The sequence below is a fragment of the Microcoleus sp. MON1_C5 genome (assembly GCF_036701875.1).
Lineage (GTDB): Bacteria > Cyanobacteriota > Cyanobacteriia > Cyanobacteriales > Microcoleaceae > Microcoleus.
Map to the genome: position 1 here is coordinate 1 of NZ_JAUBRN010000022.1, position 18,894 is coordinate 18,894.

The window sequence follows — 18,894 nt, forward strand, 5'->3', positions numbered from 1 at the left end:
GAGACATAGCAGCTCCCGGGCATGAGTACGATACTTTACTACTATATCCACTACTCAAATAGAATGAAATAGCCCTGTGATAAAGTTGGGGAATTCTCTTAAGTAATATTGGGGATGAGCAATCGCGAGGTTGCTTATATAACACAAAAAGAATTCAATCGCAAGTGTAATGAAACTGAAATATTAAGAGCGGGATTTTTGATATATATGTGCGATCCGGTTCCGCCGTTCGTTTCAACCCCTGGCGGACTTTCGGGCAAGGGTGGGAGCGGGTTTACGAGATAATTGGTTTTAGGCAATTATTTCTCGTAAAACAGCCCCTACAAGTTATTCGTTAGAATCTTTAAGGGCGATTCCCTACGGGATAGCTTCGCTTCACGTACTTACTTCAAACTCTCACAGAAGAAGTGCTTGAATTCAAATCGCTCTCAGAGCAATGCGAATTTAACCGCACTAATATTGCTAGCAGAAACTCCCGCCAGAGAAGCTAAAATCTCCCCTGTTTGGGCAAACCGGATTAAAGTTGAACCGCTATCTTCGGCAATTGCCAATTGCGAGAAACTCAACCCATTACCCAATACTAATAAGTCTTGACCGACTTCAAAGTCAGCAACAGTATCAGTACCGGAATAGGTAGAGAGTAAGAATTTATCATTGCCTACCTCCCCTACTAAGGTATCATCGCCCAAATCGCCACTGAGGAAATCGTTACCCTGACCTCCTAGCAGAATATCATTGCCTTGACCGCCGTAGAGGGTATCGTCGCCCTTTTCACCAATTACGATGTCTTCACCTCGATTGCCAGAAATAAAGTCACTGCTGGCACCACCAGTCAAAGTATCAAAACCCTTTCCGCCATAAAGCGTATCGTCCCCAATTCCACCATCTGTTAAGTCGTTCCCCTGATTGCCATTCATCCAATCATTGCCATCAAGGCTAAACAGCAAGTCATTTCCTTTTTTACCGCGCAATATATCATCGCTAGCACTGCCCGTCAGGGTATCATCGCCATCCGTGCTGTCGCTAGTATTTTCCCCATCTTTAACGAATTCAATACCGCTGCTGGGGAAGGGTTCATCGGGCGTAGATGGTGCGCTAGAGTCATCAGTATCTAAGGTATTGCGGACTGTTGGGTTGTTAGCTGTCGCAGCCTGAATTTTGGTATTTAGAGATCCACCAGTATTTTCGGAAATCGCCGACTGAATCGTCTTATTTCCGGCTGCGACTTGCAGTAAATCTTGGGCTACTTCTCCTTGTGCGACTTTTTGTATGCGGGCGATTTCTGTCGCGGCATCTGAGGGCGAGGAATTGCTGGATGCGATCGCACCAATTCGCTGATTTCCCTCGGCAATAATAGAGGCAGCATCCGAAGCAATACTAGATACTTGCGGTACTTGCAGTTGACTCGTCGCCGACTGAATAATCGCCTGCAATTGCGTTGAATTGCTTAAATCGACAGTGCCAGATTTAATTTGATCGGCAACGGCGGAAATTACGCTAGAGGCAATCTCATTTTTCGCGGTATTTGAAGCACCGCTAATTAAATCAGTTATCAAAACAATGGTATTTTGCACCTGAGCGTGTGCTGCATAAACCGCCAAAGCGTTCGGGTCGTTTTGAGTAATTGCCTGTAGCGGATCGTAGCTAGTCAAGTCAATTGCTGACGACAGTCCCAGTGCAGATTTTACCTGAATTTGCGCCTGATTTTGGTCAGTCCCTTGCTCGACCAACTCGGTCATTAGGGTAGTTAACGGAGTGACGACAATAGCATCAGGTGTGGCAAAGAGGGGCGTTTGCTGCGGCAAATAAGTAGAGGTATTGATGCCGTCTCTAAGTACAATTTTGCCTTCATCCGGTTCGAGGTCGCCACTGTTATTTGTGTCGAACTTGTCAAGAGAGACATCTAAGTCAAAGCTGCCATCCGCGTTAGTAATTGAGAACGGTTCGCTGTCATCTTTGATTCCATTAAAGTTGGCATCGAAGAAGACAGTCGCCCCGGCCATGTAACCGTTAATTGCTCTGCCCCTAGTGCTAGAACTCGGCCCCAAACTAAAGCTAGCTAACTCAAATGTGGCCAAGTTATTATCGTAGACTGTTTTGTAATCAAATCCACAAGGATAAGGTATGTTGATTTCAGGGGTGATCTTTTTGCGACCCCAGGGCGTCCAAACTTTTACTGCGGGAATGGTTTTCTCACAGAATTTAACTGAAATTACCTTAGCTTCAGCAGCCAAGAAAGCATTAACTTGTCCTGCTACATCAAACAGTTCTGAGGGCTGGCTGATGCGGGAAGTAATTTCCGATGTTCTGATTTTGCCGTCGCCGCCTTGTTTGGGCTGGAATTCTCCAATATCTATCAAATCGATGCCGACTTTTCCTTGAATTCCACCTTTGACATAACCCTCGACAATTTTCGCATCTATCCCAGCACCCACCGCAATACTAGCGTCCAGACTGAGTTCGTCAACATCTGGCCCTGTACCGTCAGCATTTTCGCGATCGCTCACATAAAATCCATCCAAAACTTTGTCAGCAGAACCCGCATCAAAATTTGAGTTTTTCCACTCATTTAATCCGTAGGTATCGTACCCAAATCCTAGATGAGCTGAAGCACTAAAATTCCCTTCCAGTAAACCCTCGATCGGCCCCCAGATTGGAAATTTTTGATCGATATTAAAGTCAAATCCCAGTTTGGGCATCTGATAGCTGAAGACCGGAACATCCGGTTTACCTATCAACAATTGAATTGCGGTTTCTGGTTTGGTCAATAGTGGCAAATCAAAGCCATCAATATCTTGTAAAGCATTTAAGAAGTCCTTGACCGTGGCGCTTGTTTTGGAGTTAATTTGTTGCTTTGCGGTTTGCTGTACAGCATTTGTTGGAACGGGTAAAGCATTCTGAAGATTAGCACTTGGGTCGGCAACATCTATATTACCCAGAGTGTAGGAACCCAAGTCGATTTTATCTGGAGAATTTGCTATTTGGTTTGCCAAATCCACAACTTTATCAACCTTGGCCACCGCATCTAAAAAGCGAGTATCGATATCGCGACCAGATATTTTTGCTGCCAGCTCTAGTACACTGACTATGCCATCCCCATTTTTATCAAAGGGCCCCGCTAGACCGATTTTAGACAGTAACTTGGTGTCGGCATTGAGGAAGTTGATAACTGGTCGAAATGGTTTAATGACATCGGAAATTTTACCGATAATTGGTTTGGCAAAATTATTGACAAATGTTCCCAAATCTAGTTGCATATTGTTAAATGCAACTGCGGGCTTTTGCGGCCCGGTGAATTGACCGTTAGCGTAATTTAGGATGGGCCAATCAACTGCTAAGTCGAAGTTATAGGAGGGGAATGCAGCATTGCCGTTGATGCTGGTTTTTGCTGTGAGACCGAGATTAGCATTGCTCGTTAAGTTGGCATTGAATAAGTCTTTAAACTGATAGTTGCCTTGCAGTTCTGGCAAGGTGAGGCGAGATCCATCATTGGGGCCGCCGAGATTGTCTAAGTCATTGAGCTTAACTTCGAGGTTGGCATCGACTTTAGTAGGGTTGTTGGTATCGTTTGCCAGGTCAACTTGGAAAAAGCCTAAGTTCCCTTTAGCCTTGAATTGGTCATCTAGGTTCAAGTCAATGTTGGCGGTTAACTTGGTTTTGTCAGTATCTATGTAGCAGCCCAAATCTTTACTAACACCAACTCCTAGGGACAAGTTGTAGTTGTATTTTGATTTGGCTTTTCCATCTACATCTAAGCTTAATGCCGGTACTCCTAAATTTTGCGAGAGATTGATCTCGGGAAACTGATATTGCTTGCTAAGAGTAATTAGCAAGGTACTTTCATCAGCACTAGAATTCTCAGTTAGAGCAACATTGAAGTCAGAGCCCAGTGCAGTGCGGAGGCTACGTTCTAACTGACTCAGACTTTGATTTCCATGATTTTTAATAGTATCGACTAACTTAGTCTTGAAGTTGCCAATAAAATCTGGGGAAATGTCCTTGAGGGGGCCGACAATCGGTAGGTTAACTGCCTGTAATTGGTCGTCAAGAATTTTCTCAAGTTTATCCAATCCAGCTTCTACGCCGCACCAATTCTTCTGTGTGTCGATGGTACCAACAGGCGTTGGCGGTGTCGGAGTGACTGGTGTCGGTGTCGGTGTCGGAGTGACTGGTGTCGGTGTCGGTGTCGGAGTGACTGGTGTCGGTGTCGGAGTGACTGGTGTCGGTGTCGGAGTGACTGGTGTCGGTGTCGGCGTCGGAGTGACTGGTGTCGGCGTCGGCGTCGGAGTGACTGGTGTCGGCGTCGGCGTTGGAGTGACTGGTGTCGGTGTCGGCGTCGGCGGTTCTGGTGTCGGTGTCGGCGGTTCTGGTGTCGGTGTCGGCGGTTCTGGTGTCGGTGTGGGTGTAGTGTCGTTATCCGCGATCGCCACTGTCACCCCTGGAACCACAATCCCACTATTATACTTAGCATCCGTGCTAGTCACAGTGTGAGTGATATTAACGCTCTGCGCCCCTTCCACCACCGTATCGTCAACAGCTTTCACTGTAACGGTTTGAGCCTTATTCCAATTATCCGCCGTGAAAGTCAGAGGCGCGATCGCCTGAATCTGCTCACCTGTTGTGAGAGTGATCGTTACAGGGGCGATCGGCTGCGAGGTTAATTTGATCCCATAACTGCCATTCGCACCGCCTTCTGTAGCAGTTGTTTGCGTGGGAGTAACAGAAATACCAGCGGTATCATTGTCCTTATTGGTAATGCTAACATCCGCTACATCTCGGTTGTTATAATTCACATCTGTACTAACAGCAGCAGCCGTGACTATTTTGTAGTCAATATCCCCGTCAACAATGCTATCGTTAACCCCTGTTACTGTCAACGGCTGCGGTGTATTCCAGTTAGCCGGAGTGAAAGTTAAACTATTAGTCGAAACAGTTCCCTCGGCAACATTATCCGTGTTCAAACCGATAGTAACATCAGCGAGCGGCTGAGTATTCAGAACCACAGCAAAGTTAGCTTTGGTGCCATCTTCACCAGTAGTTAATCCCGCCGTCGGATTAATTGTAATTCCCGGAGAGTCATTGTCAGTGTTGGTGACGGTGACATCATCAGGATCGAGGTTATTGTAATTAGCATCGGTACTCACAGCAGCAGCCGTGACAATTTTGTAAGGTAGAGGGCCATCAGCTACTAAATCGTCAACACCACTCACTGTTATTGTTTGCGGTTGATTGTAGTTAGCCGGAGTGAAAGTTAAGCTATTAGTTGAAACTGTTCCTTCTGCAACAGTGTCACTCCTCAAACCGATGGTAACGTCAGCAGTTGGTTGAGCGTTGAGTTTGACAGTGAAGGTAGCAGTGCCACCAACTTCACTTGTAGTTAATCCCGATATTGGGTTAACTGTGAAACCGGCTTTGTCATCATTAGTAATAGTTGTGGTAGCGGTAGCAGTGGTAATTGTCGGTGTGGAGCCCGAGCTTGTGGGACTTGAAAGGGTGACGGCAATGGTTTCGTCGGGTTCAACTAGGGTGTCGCCTAATACATCCAGAGTAATAGTTTTGGATGTTTCATTGGCGGCAAAATTAATGGTGCCAGTAACAGCAGTTGCGCCAGAAAAGCCGCCGATGTTGTTGTAATCGCTGACGTTTGTAGCTGTTCCTCCAATGGTATAATTGACGCTACTTGCCCCGCCTGTGTTGCCGCTGCGAGTCGCAGTGAAAGTCAGAGGTTTTGTGCCGGTATTACCTTCGTCCATGCTTGCAATATCGGCGGCAATGGCATAAGAAACAGTACCGTTAGCAGCAATAGTTAATGTTGTTTGTTTGGTTGTACCTGCAACGCTACTGGTGATTGTGCCAAAGTTGAGAATTGCGGTTTCGGCGTTTTCAGGGAGATTGTCAGGTTTGATAGTAACTGCAACATTCTGAGTGAGAGTAGTAGTGCCGGCGGGGAAAGTAACAGTAGTAGGCGAAAAGGTGTAGTCTGAATTTTCGGTGGCTGTGCTAGTGGGGTCGATGACAATTGGGACTGTTACAGCAGCGTCAGGAGTAGCGCTGATAGTAACGCGAATATTGACTACTGTATCCGCAGTTCCTTCAGTGCCACTGTAAGTTGCAGCACCGAAATTTACCGCCGGGGATGTATTCAGCAGAATCGAGGTGTTTTGAGAGGCAAAGTTCGCCGTAGCTAAATCGGATAAGCCATCTTTGTTAAAATCGCCTACAACAATACCTTGGGGACTGGCTGCCACAAGAAAAGTAGTGGCAGTCCCAAAGCTGCCATTGCCACTTCCAAACAAGACGGAGACATCGCCCGCTCCATTGTCGGCTGTAGCTAAATCGACTTTTCCATCGGCATTGAAGTCACCACTAGCAATAGCAAGGGGTTGTGTTCCAACGCTAAAGTTGTTAGCTGCACTAAAGCTTCCTGTGCCATTTCCTAACAGTATTGATACGTTGCTTGAGATTTGATTGCTGGTTGCTAAGTCAGGATTGTTGTCCCCATTAAAGTCTCCTAAAGCAATGTAATTAGGGCTATTTCCAACGGTAAAGTTAGCGGCGGCGCCGAAAGTGCCATCGCCATTCCCTAACAGGATGGATACGCTGTTAGAACCAAAGTTCGCTGTCGCTAAGTCGGGCTTGCCATCTTTGTTAAAGTCGCCGACAAGCACAAAATAGGGAGTTGACCCCACGCTCAAAGTAGTAGCTGTGCCAAAAGTACCATTACCATTACCCGGCAAGATGGAGACGTTGTTAGAGGTTTGATTGGCTGTAGCTAAATCTGAATTGCCGTCCCCGTTGAAGTCTCCCACAGCGACGGTATAGGGCCTTGACCCCACACCAAAGTAGGTGGCTGCACCAAAAGTGCCATCGCCATTCCCTAACAGGAGAGAAACGTTGTTAGTCGCATTATTAGCCGTAACCAGGTCAGAATTACCGTCTTTGTTAAAGTCGCCTACAGCGACAGAGTAGGTAGAGAGATCGCTTGGCGGGCTGGTGTTAAGATTAGTGGCAGCGCCAAATTTGCCAGTGCCATCTCCCAGTGCGATCGAGACGTTGCGAGCCTCTCCAGTGGTTGCAAAGGCTAGGTCAAGATTGCCGTCTTTGTTAAAATCGCCAGTGGCAACTTTACGGAGACTGTATGTTATGGGAAAATTAGTCGCAGCACCAAAACTATTCAAAACATACTCGTAAGCTGCTAATACTTCGGCTTCAAATACCAGCGGCGTTTCAATTTTCCCGGTTCTGACTTCGAGTTCCCAGTCGCCGCCCTTTGCTACACTTCCCGTGAGGTTTTGGGAGGCCGCAACTCTTGCCCCGGTTAACTCACTCAAACGTTTGACAAATGCTTTACCGGTCTCGCCTGCTGCTACACAGCACCCGTACAAGAGGATATTAGGTCGAGTGTCGCTGATTGAGTCGGTTAGTGGCGAAAACCACTGCTGTAGATCCTGCCGATCGCACTCTATATCATCTAAACTCAAGCGAACGTCGCCGAGTTGCAAGCTGCCCGGAGCACCGTGAGAAACAATGTGAATGCTGTCAATATTGGTACGATGACCTAAAATTTCAGTAATTTGGTCGATCGCATCCCGGTTCCCATCCAAAACGACTACTTCCGTACCCGGTTTTACCCCGGCAATCAAACTTTGATAATCTTCAACTTGAGTGTCGATAAAGGCGATCGACCTTACTGAAACTGGAATATTTAAATTGGGCATAATCCACCTGACTGGGGTTTCAAAAAAATACAAAAATTCCGCAATTTCGTGACTGGCGTCCGAAACCATCTATCAATTTTTATTTAGACTGACACACCCTTTCTCCGTAAAAACCCGGTGAGTCCTCATCTTTTGTCCTAAAAATAACAGTTTTTTTACAGAAAATATGTAAATTTTTCTTAAAAAATACCTAGTTAATTAAATTTTTGGTAAAAATGGGGAAAATACTTAAGTATTATTACTGCAACGAATGCGAGATTAATTTATCACAAATATTTATGAAACGTAAGTGCAATTGTACAGAAATTTCAAACTCCGCAAATTTGATACATACTTTAGGGTGCGTAAGCAATTAGTCGTGCAGAAAATACAGTCTTCTAACGCACCCTACTAAACTTTTGATTACTTCAAACCCCCATCTATCCCCGCTAAAATCTGCTCGGCTTGCCCGCACAAAGCAGCGTGACAGCAACCGTTACTCGCCAACAATCCCCCCCACTGACTCACATCTCCCCGGTTATATTGCAAAGTAGAACCGTCAAAACGAGTAAATTGACCGCCCGCTTCAGTCAAAATTAATTCCGGTGCCGCTAAATCCCAATCTTTCGGTGCAGACTTTCCCGAAAGCGCAATATAAACATCAGCCTTTTGTTCGACAATTGTCGCAATTTTACAGCCGATACTGCCGACAGCTATTTGATTTTGACAAGGCAGTTTTTGTAACAATTGATTAAAGCGATCGCCCCGGTGACTGCGGCTAGTTACTATAGATAAATCTGCTACTATATTTCGCGCCGAAACCTGCAATTTGACTGCAGAACCGTCCCGACTTTCCATAAAAGCACCCGCATCGCGGATTGCGTAATAAATCTTTTGCTGTTGAGGCCAAGCCACAACTGCCAATACCGGTCTTCCCTCGAAGGCTAAAGCAATGTGAACCGCAAATTCACCTGTCCTGTCAATAAAATCTCGCGTTCCATCCAAAGGGTCAATAATCCAAACCCAACTTTGAGGTAAGGGAATTTGACCGTTTTTTTCTAAATAAGATTTGTAAGTTTCTTCGCTGAGATAGCCAAATTCTGCATTTCCTAAAGCCGACTGCAATTCGTCGAGAATGTAAGAATTGACTGCGACATCGGCGGCGGTGACGGGGCCATCTTTTTTTTCTTGGATGTCGAGGTTAGGAGTGTTGGAATCCTGGCGATAATAGGATTGTAGGATATCTGATGCACTCCAGGCGATCGATCGGGCAATTTCGCTGATTTCTTCGAGATTTTTCATCCTCAAATTTCCCCTATATTAGCTTGATAATACTCGTTCCCAGGCTCTGCCTGGGAATGCCTACTCGGAGGCTCTGCCTCCTGCTTCCTGTTCCTAGAATCAGCCGCAGAGCGTTCCTTTTCCTATTAGTAAATCGGAGGCAGAGCCTATGGATATGCGTTACCAGGCAGAGCCTAGTAACGAGAGAGCGAAACATCTTTTATTCTCTTAGTCCGCGTACGCGGACTTTGTATGTGTAGCAGCGAATTATATTCGCCCGGTTGATAATTACCAATTAATATGAGGATATTTCCATTCATAATAATTGGGAAACACAAAATTAGTAAACGAAACCGAAATACTAACCTCCAAGGATTTTACATGATGCCACCAACCGACAGGAATAAAGATAGCTTCTCCCGGTTCCAAAATCACTTCAATAATTTTTGCATCTCTGTAAAGCGGGTATTTGTCATAATCGGGATTTTCGCCGTCCACCTTGCTGAAAACTCCGACGTGATTGTAAAGCAGAGGTGTTTGTTGCGGAGAAATCAATTTAATTAGTTTGCGACCCGACACTTGAGCTAAAATTAAATTAACTGGGTCATGGTGCAGCGGTGTAATCGTGCCTTTGGGACCGAACCAAAAGAAAACTCTGCCTTTTGTGTCCGTTGGATTTAGGTATTCTGGGAAAATTTCAATGTCATCGAAGAGGGGTTTAAATTCCTCTCTTTCCAGAGTTTGGTTGTTAGCAACCATGTAGTAGTCGTTGCTAGGCCCGCCCTTGACCACCATCTCTACATATTTGCGGAACAAAACAATTTTTTTGTGATTTTCTATCTTAATTTCGTAATTCGGGTCGGAATTGCGGTTAGCTTGAATTTGTACCTCTGCATCGCCATATTTTTGCTGCAAATACTCCGGCGTCCACAACTGCAACGCTTTCCAGTTGTGCATAATATTGGTAATAATTACTGGAGTATTTTTGGCGTAGTAATTTTCGAGAAAATACTCTCTAGAAAGGCTGCTTTTGCGTTCGATTGTGCCAAACTTGGAAGACAATGCAGCTAATTGATTGCTAATCCTGAGATGCGATTCTAATTTCTGCAATAACTGCACGTACTGACTACCTGCTTGAAAGTAAGGATGAGATGATATTTCCCTAACTTCTGCGGTGGCTGTTTCCGCATCTATGCCGGTATTTATTAGTGCTTGAATGATTTCTGCATCGGGTTGATTTAATAACTTGTTAGCCGCCACCCACTGTTTCATATTGTCTGGGACTTCTTGTTTGCTTGGGGTGAGGAGATTGGGCAAGTTTTGTGTCAGCCATTCTAGGTTAACTTGCTGTTGTTCTGTGAGGGTAATCCGCAAAGGGGGAAGGGTGATACTTAGAGGTTGGGTGTCAGGCATGATTCGGGTATGTTGTTTTGGGAGTGTTTTGTGTGACTTTAACTTGTCTTACTAATATAGCAATTTTGTTAACGAACCGCGAAGGCGCTAAGGGCGCGAAGGAAGAGAAGAGGGAAGTTCACAAATTTTGACGAGGTTGCTGTCAGGATTTTAACTCAACAAGTGTTGCCAGTTCAAGTTTTCTAGCTGTGAGCGGTTTTAACCGGATAGTTGGGTTAATTTTAATTTTAAATTAACCCTTATTCATCCAGGCGCGGGTTCCGAAGTTTTTGCAGGAATGGGAAGCGATTTTAGCCGCTGCGGTGAGAGTATCGGTAAAGTTATTTTGCAAAATGTAGTGACAGAAAGCCCCGTGAAAAATGTCGCCAGCGCCTAAAGTGTCTGTGGCTTGAATTTGAGGTACTTCTATAGTGCCATAAATGCCATTGCTGAGGTATAAAATTGATTTTTCGCCGCGAGTGATGGCAATATGGGAAATTCCGGCTGCTGACAGGTAAGTAAAGACTTGTTCTGAATTGTCGCAGTCTGGCGGATGAAAGTTATCCGAACATACGGCCCATTCTATAAAAGGCAATATTTCCTCTAATCCGGGTTTCCAACTGCCACCGTCGAGGAGAAGGGGAATGTTTTTTGACTTGGCAAGTTGAGCAATTTCTTTGCTGGCTGCGATTTGATGTCCGTCAACAAGTACAATACTAACTGATGTTAAAATATCCTCGTTAATGGTTTGACTGTCAACTTGCGATTTCGTAGCATTGATGGAAATTACCGATCGATCGCCCGTTGCTTCAGTTACAATAATTGAGGAAACTGGCGGCGAGTGCGATCGCCCGGGTTCTAAATCGATTATCCTGACATTATACTCCGCTAAGTCTGCACGAATTAATTGGGCGATCGCGTGAGTACCCAAAACCCCAGCCCATACCGCCGCATTCCCCAAATAGCTAAAAGTTACCGCCGCATTAGCCGCGGGCCCGCCCGCAGCAATGGTACAATCAGAAGCAACAACTTTCTGATTTTCACCCGGAGGCTTCTGGGCCAAATAAATTAAATCTAAAGTCGCTAATCCCAAAAACAATCCGGTTTTCATATCTTCTTAAATATGTGGCATGGGCGTATGGCATGGGTGTCCCGCCCGTGTCCCATCTGCGGTTAAAAACTTCAAAATATCAAAATGCAGCCAAATCCCAATACAGGAACACTTTACATCGTAGGAACCCCGATCGGCAACCTCGAAGACATGACATTTCGCGGCATCCGAATCTTACAAACAGTAGACTTCATCGCCGCCGAAGATACCCGCCATACCGGCAAACTTTTGCACCACTTTCAAATCCAAACGCCCCAAATCAGCTATCACGAACACAACCAACACCAGCGACTTCCCGAACTCATCGACAAACTGCATTTAGGCAAAGATATCGCCCTCGTCACCGATGCCGGAATGCCGGGAATTTCTGACCCCGGATACGAGTTAGTCAAAGCTTGCGCCGATGCTAATATTAACATTATTCCGATTCCCGGCCCGACCGCCTGCATTGTTGGCATAACTGCATCAGGATTACCCACAGAAAGATTTGTATTTGAAGGTTTCTTACCCGTGAAAGGTCAAGAACGACAACAAAGTTTACAAGCTTTGCAAATAGAATCCCGCACTATAATATTATACGAATCTCCGCACCGATTGCGGCAAACTTTACAAGATTTAGCAAATACTTTGGGAAGCGACAGACAGATTGTTCTGGCGAGAGAGTTAACTAAAATGCACGAAGAGTTTTGGCGTGGTAGTATGGAAAGTGCGATCGAGCTTTACACCAATCGCGAACCCCAGGGAGAATTTACCCTCGTAATTGCCGGCATCCAAACAGCAGCCCCAATATTTTCCGAAGACGCCATTAAAGCAGAATTGCAAACATTAATTTCCGAAGGCATAAGTCGTTCCCAAGCCAGCCGCCAGCTAGCGCAACAAACATCCCTCCCCCGCCGCCAAATCTACCAACTCGCCCTCACAATTGGCGACAATGAATCGCTAGAACAACCCTTAGATGACTTGTGAATATCTCTCTTCTCTTCTCCTCTGCGCCCTCTGCGGCCTCTGCGGTTAAATAAAAAAAGCTAGATACTCACACTCAGAATTATATGGTACGCGGAAACTACGATCGACAAAAACCATATTTACGCAACCCCCACATCAACAAACCAATCGCCGAAATTTATGCAGACTTAGACGCCTTTAGCTGGGAGATATTTGAAGACCAACCCCACCGCTTCGATACCGTCAGTTTCTACGTCTTGCTTCCCCCACTGTTTTACGAAGGGCGTTTCATCAAAGGAATTTACTTCAGCGAAGCAGTCGAACTCATCAACAAACTATTTCCCCAACTTTCCTCAGTATTTTTCTCCTTCGCCTATTCCCCCGGAATCTCCTACTCCTGGGCCCCCATAGCTGACGCCTACTCTAGTTTATACAAAAACCCGCAGCGGGATAAATGGTTTCGCGAAACTTATCCCGATCGCGCTCACAAACCAATCATACCACTGCAAGACACCGACTTCATCAACGAATACTTAATTTCCCCGCGCAACGTCCCCGCCAAAGACATAGACTTGCTAGCCGTCGCCCGAATTTCCGAAGAAAAAAATTTGCCAATCATAGCCAAAGCCTTACAAGTTTACCGCCAAAAATATCCGCAAAAACCGATAAAATTAACAGTAGTCACGGGTCACGAATTTGATGCTAGCAACCTGAAAACTCTCGACCAGTACGCCTTAAAAGAATGGCAACAAATAGAGACAATTTTAACCAATCCCTCCGACTACATTAACTTAGTGCCGAGAGTTGACTACTACAGCGAAATCCCCACATATTATTCGCGAGCCCAAGCATTCGTCCTCGGTTCCCTCCTCGAAGGAAAAAACCGGGGAATTACCGAAGCCATGAGTTGCAACGTACCAGTAATTTGTTTTGAAGAATTCAACCAATACGCCAGAGGCCACTCGCCAGTTTTCCCGGAAGGTGCGGGTCTTTACGCCAAGTTTGACCCGGAATCTCTCGCTGATACTATATATACAGTATTGGAAAATCAAACAGAATTTAAACCGCGATACCAGTATTTAAAGCATTGCGGGCGCAAGAACTTTTTCAATACTTGCATAGACAGTTTTCCTTACTATCAGCACAACATTCCCGACTACAAGCCCGGAGATGCGATTAACAATTTGTGGCTGGATTTAGCAGTTCAGCAAAATTATCAAGTTAGTTTGAATAGCTTTTTGTACGGAGGTTCTCCCTTGTCTCATATTCGCGGGACAAATGCGATTCAGCACAACCTCGGCCAGTTAACAAAATTTCAATGACAGATAATTCGGAATGATGAAACCACAGAGGGCACAGAGGACACAGAGGAAGAGAAGAGAGAGATGAATAATTCTGATGTCAACGGATTTGAGATTAGTCTTCATAGCGAGGAGTTTCGCTAAAAGTCCCGTGGAATTCATTTTCTAGCGACTGGTAGATGGTCGGTTTCAGTTGACACCAATGCCCTATTCCCTATGCCCTATGACAATATCCTCAAAAATCTTACTTGCCAAAACTCTTGCTAAATTCACAGGAACAGCATTGCCGACCATTTTGTATCCATCAGCAATATACTTGTACTTAAAAATAAACTCATCCGGGAAAGTCTGAACTCTCGCGCACTCTCGCACAGAAAGCCGACGGTAAGGCAGAGGCGAATTGGGGTCAAAAATGCGTTTGTCTTTGCCAACCAAAATCATTTTACTAGCTTGAGGATGTAGAGGCGCGTGTCTGCCGCTTGCCTGAATTGTAAAAGAAGGTTCTGACCAACTTCGCACTCGATTGCGCGACATATAAATGCTGGAAAACCCCAAATCCGCACATTCGTGATTTGGGACAGAATCGTGATAATTATCTAATTTAGCCTTAACTGACATAGGGGCGGCCTGCAAATCAAAAATCGCATCTTTCAGCGTCAAAACATCGGTTCCAGGTTCGGGAAACTCAAAACCAAAACCCAGAGTTTCCCGATAGCCAACAACAATCACCCTTTGCCTATCTTGCGGAACACCAAAATTTCTAGCATTCAACAACTTGTACGAAACCCGATACCCGATGTCCTCAAACTGCGATAATATATAAGTGAAAGCATCCTTGTTTCTGGGAGCTAAGATTCCGCTAACATTCTCAGCTAAAAAAAACAAAGGCTGCTTGTCCCGCACAATTCTGATATACTCCCAGAAAAGTTGACCCCGACTGTCATCAATTCCGCGTTTCGCCCCCGCTTCACTCCAACTCTGACAAGGAGGGCCGCCGATTATCCCAATACACTTGGGAATTTCATCCGATTTGATTTTTCTGATATCTCTGCGATCTAAAATAGTTTCAGGATGGTTAAACTCGTAGGTATCCCAAATAGACTTATCATATTCATTCGCCCAAACCGGATTAAACCCAGCCAAGCGAAAACCCAAATCCAACCCGCCACAACCCGAAAACAGAGAAATAATATTCATACCTATCGACATCTATCTCCTCTCTTCCTTCGCGCCCTTCGCGCCTTCGCGGTTCGTTAAAAAATCCAATAATCCTCAATGAATGCACAATCCATCCTTCAATCTTACCAACACTTCGGCGTCCACCTCGGCTTAGAAAGAATTCACCAACTTCTCGAAAAACTAGACAACCCTCACAAACAAGTACCCATTATCCACGTTGCCGGCACAAATGGTAAAGGTTCCGTTTGCGCTTATCTCTCTTCCGTACTAGCAGAAGCAGGCTATCGAGTTGGGCGCTACACATCCCCGCACCTAATCGATTGGACAGAAAGAATTTGCATCAACCAACAACCGATTTCCCCAACAGAATTGCAACAGTGTCTCGAACGAGTTGTCGCCGCCACCGAAAACAACACCGAAACCCCTACTCAATTTGAAATAATCACCGCCGCAGCTTGGCTGTATTTCGCCGAACAAAAAAGCGAGATCGCAGTCATAGAAACGGGATTGGGCGGTAGATTAGACGCGACTAACGTTTGCGAAACACCTCTCGCTAGCGTCATCACTTCTATCAGTCTCGAACACTGGCAAATACTCGGCCCCACGGTGGCCGATATTGCTGGAGAAAAAGCGGGAATTCTCAAAGCAAAATGTCCGGCAGTGATCGGAGAATTGCCAGAATCAGCTAGAATAGTAGTAGATAAACGCATTCAAGAATTAGACTGTCCGGCAACTTGGGTAAAACCAGCAATAGATTTAGGACAAGGATTCGCAGAATATCAGTTAAATCAAAATGCGGTTAAAATAAAATATCAATTGCCGCTGCTGGGAAAAATTCAATTAATGAATTCAGCAATTGCGATCGCAACTTTGCAAACTCTCCAAAACCAAAAATGGCAAATTTCCCCAACCGCCATCGAAAACGGTATCGCCAAAACCCAATGGCCCGGAAGACTTCAGCAAACAACTTGGAAAAACCGCAATATATTAATTGACGGCGCGCACAACCCCGCCGCAGCGCTCGCCCTGCGCGAATATGTCGATAATCTTAACAGTTCCCAACCGATTAACTGGGTAATTGGGATTCTGGCTACCAAAGACTGCGACGATATTTTGAAAGCATTACTCAAAAAGGGCGATCGACTTTACTTAGTACCCGTACCAGATCAAAACTCATCATCCCCCGCAGAATTAGCCACCCTAGCTCAAATTATCTGCCCCGAATTAACTCTCTGTCAAGCCTTCCCCGACTTAACCACAGCTTTAGATGCTGCTGTTACAGGTGACAACCTAACAATCCTTTGCGGTTCTCTTTATCTCGTCGGCTATTTTCTGCAACAACAACAATCCCAAGCTTAAACGCATCAGAATTGTGTTTCTTCCTCCGTAAAGATAGGAGGCCACAATTCCGAAACGGGCAATTCCCAACCCGGAAAAAGTTCTGCTACTGTTAAGATATCGCCATTTCCTAAAACAGTCGGTTCACCTGTAGAGCGATAAATAGTCACTGTCTCTTCATCAGGATCGATCAGTATTCCGACGCTCGCACCCAATTCAATAAACTTCAAAACCTTGGTTTCTATAGGCTTAATGCGATCGCTCTGAGATTTAATCTCAACCACCAAATCGGGGACAAGTTCTCCAAAATAACGCGGACTTTGGCGCAAGCGGGCGGCGCGCACAAAAGAAACATCCGGTGCTTTGACATTCGTATCCGGCATGATGAAACCGCCTGCGGAGTCAAAGACTCTCCCCAAGCGACGGGGATTTATCCAAGCGAAAAGAAAGGCGATGAGACGGCTACTGATTTCACTGGATACGATGTCTGATGGCCCCATAACTGAAATTATCCCGTCTTCTAGTTCAATTTGGTAATCTAAACCCGCTTCGGAAAAAAGGGTTTGAACTTGGTTTAAATCTTTGAGTGTCATCGCTGGCATAAGAATTTTCTCCTATTCCGATCTGAGCTTGGATTTTAACACGAGTCAAATTTCTGAATATTTGAGGAATTCAGGCTATATTCCTACAACTCATCAATCAAGCTGAATTGAGAAAGGCGATCGCACGCGAGCAATAAACCCGGTTTCTGGGATGAGCGATCGTTCTTATCAACAAACATTTCCCTCTAAAATAGTCGAGTTTGACTTATCCAGAGTTTTCCTCCGACTCCGCCTTGTTAAGAGGCGGTAATTTCATCATTGGATAATAACTTAAAAGCTTATATAGGGGTTTATATATGGCGGCACAGATTCCCATTATTTAATAATACGTCAAATCACCGAAAAAAGCAAGGGGCGATCTCAAATAAAATTCCGCCCCTGCTGCAATTAAAAACTACCTTTGATCCCAAGCCTTAGCCGCATCAGCCACAGCCTGTTCTACCGATTTCTCCTCCAACATTGCAGCCTGCAAATTGTCATAAATCGCCTTTTGCAACTTCTTAACATCCTTGAGAGGCGGAATCAATAGCTCGGCGGAACTCAAGCCAGAAGCACTAACAACCCGAGCTCGATCGGCAGCAGGAGCATCAGCGGGAACGCTCTTAAAATAACCGTCCTGTAAAGCCTCAACCGTAGAAGGCAAAACATTAGCAGCCTTAGCAAAAGCCAACTGATTTTGAGAATTAGTCACGTACAAAGCAAACTTGACAGCATCATCAGGGCGCTTGCTGTCGCGGGGCACAACCAAATTCATCACCGCCACAGTCTTCTTGCCTGTTTCCCCCGTAATTTGAGGCGCAGCAGCCGAAACAGCACCAATACTCGGAGCATTCTCAGCAATCGCTTTCAAAAACTGAGGCCCCGAAGCTAACAAAGTAGTTTCCCCAGCTTGATAAAGCTCGATCGCCCTGCGATGTCCCTGCACCAAAACATCCTGCGGCAAAAGTCCGTTTTTGTACAAATCTACCCAATACTGAAAAACAGCTTTGCCCTTAGCAGTATTAAAAGCCGCCTTGCCTTTAGCGTCAACCAAAGGCACACCCATCTGCACGAAAGATTGCAAAACCTCCGCCGAATCTTCCGGCACAAAAGTCACAAAAAAAGCAAACTTACCAGTCTTTTCCTTCACCTGCTTGGCAACAGTTGCCAACTCGGCATAGGTAGCCGGAGGCTTAGCAATTCCAGCCTTCTTCAACAACTCCGTATTGTAAATAGTTACCCCAGTCGTGAGATACCAAGGAATGCCAAAACTCTTGCCGTCGAGTACGCCAGCTTTCCAGATATTTGGCAGATAGGTCGATCGAACTTGCTGCGGAATCCGAGAATCCAAATCCAGCCAAGCATTGCGTCCCGCCAACAGGGAAGCAAAATCGGGATTTAGGTTCACTACATCCGGCGCAGTTTTAGCCGAAACCGCCCCCAAAATCTTGCTTTCCATCGCCGACCAAGGAACGTCCACCCAGCGCACCTTCACCCCCGGATTTTCCGCTTCAAAACCGGCGATCGTCTTGTTGAAATACTCAGTAAACTGAGGTTGAAGCTGCATAGTCCAGAACTCGATTTCCTGCGTATTATTTGCCTGGGAATTAACAGCAGGCTTGCCGCAACTCACCACTGCAGCCAGCAGCAGCCCCACCAGTCCAAAAACAGCAAACAGTTGCCAAGATTTACGTTTCATAGAATAAAATTTGAGAGTTATGGGAACCGTCAGACAAAAAAGCGTGAAACGAAGCTATCCCGTTCCCCGCAGGGGTTCCCGAAGGGTAGGGAATCGCCCCAATCAAGCGCGATCGAGTCAGTAACAGAGTTTTGTACCTGGGCCTAGGAGCGAGATAGTCTGTTTTTGTGCAGAATCGGCAGGTTTTCGGTCGATCGAGCTGGAATTTATTGACATTCGCAGCAGAATAGCTATTGTCAAGTAAATTGGATAGCATAAAATCGGAACTAGCGATCGCGCAACACAGACAGAGCGGCGTAGCTACGGCGGGATACCGAGATTACAGCACTCTTTCGGCAGTTGGAAACCAACCCTCCAACACCGGGCGCGC

11 protein-coding genes are annotated in these 18,894 nt (G+C 45.6%); 3 read left to right on the top strand and 8 right to left on the bottom strand.

What is annotated here, in order from left to right; all coding sequences use genetic code 11:
• Positions 1–428 precede the first annotated feature (428 nt).
• The 4 genes from QUA71_RS12945 to QUA71_RS12960 form a co-directional block, all read right to left on the bottom strand.
• Positions 429–7,718, bottom strand: a complete 7,290-nt coding sequence (locus tag QUA71_RS12945; protein ID WP_333285446.1) for a DUF4347 domain-containing protein — start codon at positions 7,716–7,718, stop codon at positions 429–431.
• A gap of 402 nt (positions 7,719–8,120) precedes the next feature.
• Positions 8,121–8,999: an inositol monophosphatase family protein gene (locus QUA71_RS12950; protein ID WP_333285448.1), complete on the bottom strand. Its 879-nt coding sequence runs from the start codon at positions 8,997–8,999 to the stop codon at positions 8,121–8,123.
• A 267-nt stretch (positions 9,000–9,266) separates the two neighbouring features.
• On the bottom strand, positions 9,267–10,391 hold the full coding sequence (locus QUA71_RS12955) for a cupin-like domain-containing protein (protein ID WP_333285450.1): 1,125 nt from the start codon (positions 10,389–10,391) through the stop codon (positions 9,267–9,269).
• A 232-nt stretch (positions 10,392–10,623) separates the two neighbouring features.
• The gene (locus tag QUA71_RS12960) at positions 10,624–11,481 is read right to left on the bottom strand and encodes a PfkB family carbohydrate kinase (protein ID WP_333285452.1); all 858 of its coding nucleotides are present in this window, start codon (positions 11,479–11,481) and stop codon (positions 10,624–10,626) included.
• Positions 11,482–11,565: 84 nt separating this feature from the next.
• Here QUA71_RS12960 and rsmI point away from each other — a divergent pair, with 84 nt between their 5' ends.
• Together rsmI and QUA71_RS12970 are read left to right on the top strand one after the other, a co-directional pair.
• Entirely contained in the window at positions 11,566–12,447 is an 882-nt protein-coding gene (gene rsmI, locus QUA71_RS12965; RefSeq protein ID WP_333285454.1) for a 16S rRNA (cytidine(1402)-2'-O)-methyltransferase, read from the top strand.
• 83 nt (positions 12,448–12,530) lie between these two features.
• The gene (locus QUA71_RS12970) at positions 12,531–13,748 is read left to right on the top strand and encodes a glycosyltransferase (protein WP_333285456.1); all 1,218 of its coding nucleotides are present in this window, start codon (positions 12,531–12,533) and stop codon (positions 13,746–13,748) included.
• A gap of 186 nt (positions 13,749–13,934) precedes the next feature.
• On the opposite strand, the gene QUA71_RS12975 is transcribed toward QUA71_RS12970, so the two are convergent.
• Complete coding sequence (locus QUA71_RS12975) at positions 13,935–14,924, bottom strand: DNA cytosine methyltransferase (RefSeq protein WP_333285458.1); 990 nt, start codon at positions 14,922–14,924, stop codon at positions 13,935–13,937.
• A 78-nt stretch (positions 14,925–15,002) separates the two neighbouring features.
• On the opposite strand from QUA71_RS12975, the gene QUA71_RS12980 reads away from it, so the two are divergent.
• Positions 15,003–16,265, top strand: coding sequence for a folylpolyglutamate synthase/dihydrofolate synthase family protein (locus QUA71_RS12980; RefSeq protein ID WP_333285459.1), 1,263 nt, complete (start codon positions 15,003–15,005; stop codon positions 16,263–16,265).
• A gap of 5 nt (positions 16,266–16,270) precedes the next feature.
• Here QUA71_RS12980 and QUA71_RS12985 read toward each other — a convergent pair whose 3' ends face one another.
• The 3 genes from QUA71_RS12985 to QUA71_RS12995 all read right to left on the bottom strand — a co-directional run bounded on the left by QUA71_RS12985 (position 16,271) and on the right by QUA71_RS12995 (position 18,780).
• Positions 16,271–16,846, bottom strand: coding sequence for a Uma2 family endonuclease (locus tag QUA71_RS12985; protein WP_333285461.1), 576 nt, complete (start codon positions 16,844–16,846; stop codon positions 16,271–16,273).
• A gap of 394 nt (positions 16,847–17,240) precedes the next feature.
• Positions 17,241–18,524, bottom strand: coding sequence for a sugar ABC transporter substrate-binding protein (locus QUA71_RS12990; RefSeq protein ID WP_333285463.1), 1,284 nt, complete (start codon positions 18,522–18,524; stop codon positions 17,241–17,243).
• Positions 18,514–18,780, bottom strand: a complete 267-nt coding sequence (locus QUA71_RS12995) for a hypothetical protein (protein WP_333285465.1) — start codon at positions 18,778–18,780, stop codon at positions 18,514–18,516. The genes QUA71_RS12990 and QUA71_RS12995 overlap by 11 nt, the downstream gene beginning before the upstream one ends.
• Positions 18,781–18,894 lie beyond the last annotated feature (114 nt).

Coding starts and splice junctions, on each gene's coding strand:
- QUA71_RS12945 (WP_333285446.1), bottom strand. CDS start 7,718: ATGCCCAATTTAAATATTCCAGTTTCAGTAAGGTCGATCGCCTTTATC.
- QUA71_RS12950 (WP_333285448.1), bottom strand. CDS start 8,999: ATGAAAAATCTCGAAGAAATCAGCGAAATTGCCCGATCGATCGCCTGG.
- QUA71_RS12955 (WP_333285450.1), bottom strand. CDS start 10,391: ATGCCTGACACCCAACCTCTAAGTATCACCCTTCCCCCTTTGCGGATT.
- QUA71_RS12960 (WP_333285452.1), bottom strand. CDS start 11,481: ATGAAAACCGGATTGTTTTTGGGATTAGCGACTTTAGATTTAATTTAT.
- rsmI (WP_333285454.1), top strand. CDS start 11,566: ATGCAGCCAAATCCCAATACAGGAACACTTTACATCGTAGGAACCCCG.
- QUA71_RS12970 (WP_333285456.1), top strand. CDS start 12,531: ATGGTACGCGGAAACTACGATCGACAAAAACCATATTTACGCAACCCC.
- QUA71_RS12975 (WP_333285458.1), bottom strand. CDS start 14,924: ATGAATATTATTTCTCTGTTTTCGGGTTGTGGCGGGTTGGATTTGGGT.
- QUA71_RS12980 (WP_333285459.1), top strand. CDS start 15,003: ATGAATGCACAATCCATCCTTCAATCTTACCAACACTTCGGCGTCCAC.
- QUA71_RS12985 (WP_333285461.1), bottom strand. CDS start 16,846: ATGCCAGCGATGACACTCAAAGATTTAAACCAAGTTCAAACCCTTTTT.
- QUA71_RS12990 (WP_333285463.1), bottom strand. CDS start 18,524: ATGAAACGTAAATCTTGGCAACTGTTTGCTGTTTTTGGACTGGTGGGG.
- QUA71_RS12995 (WP_333285465.1), bottom strand. CDS start 18,780: ATGCTATCCAATTTACTTGACAATAGCTATTCTGCTGCGAATGTCAAT.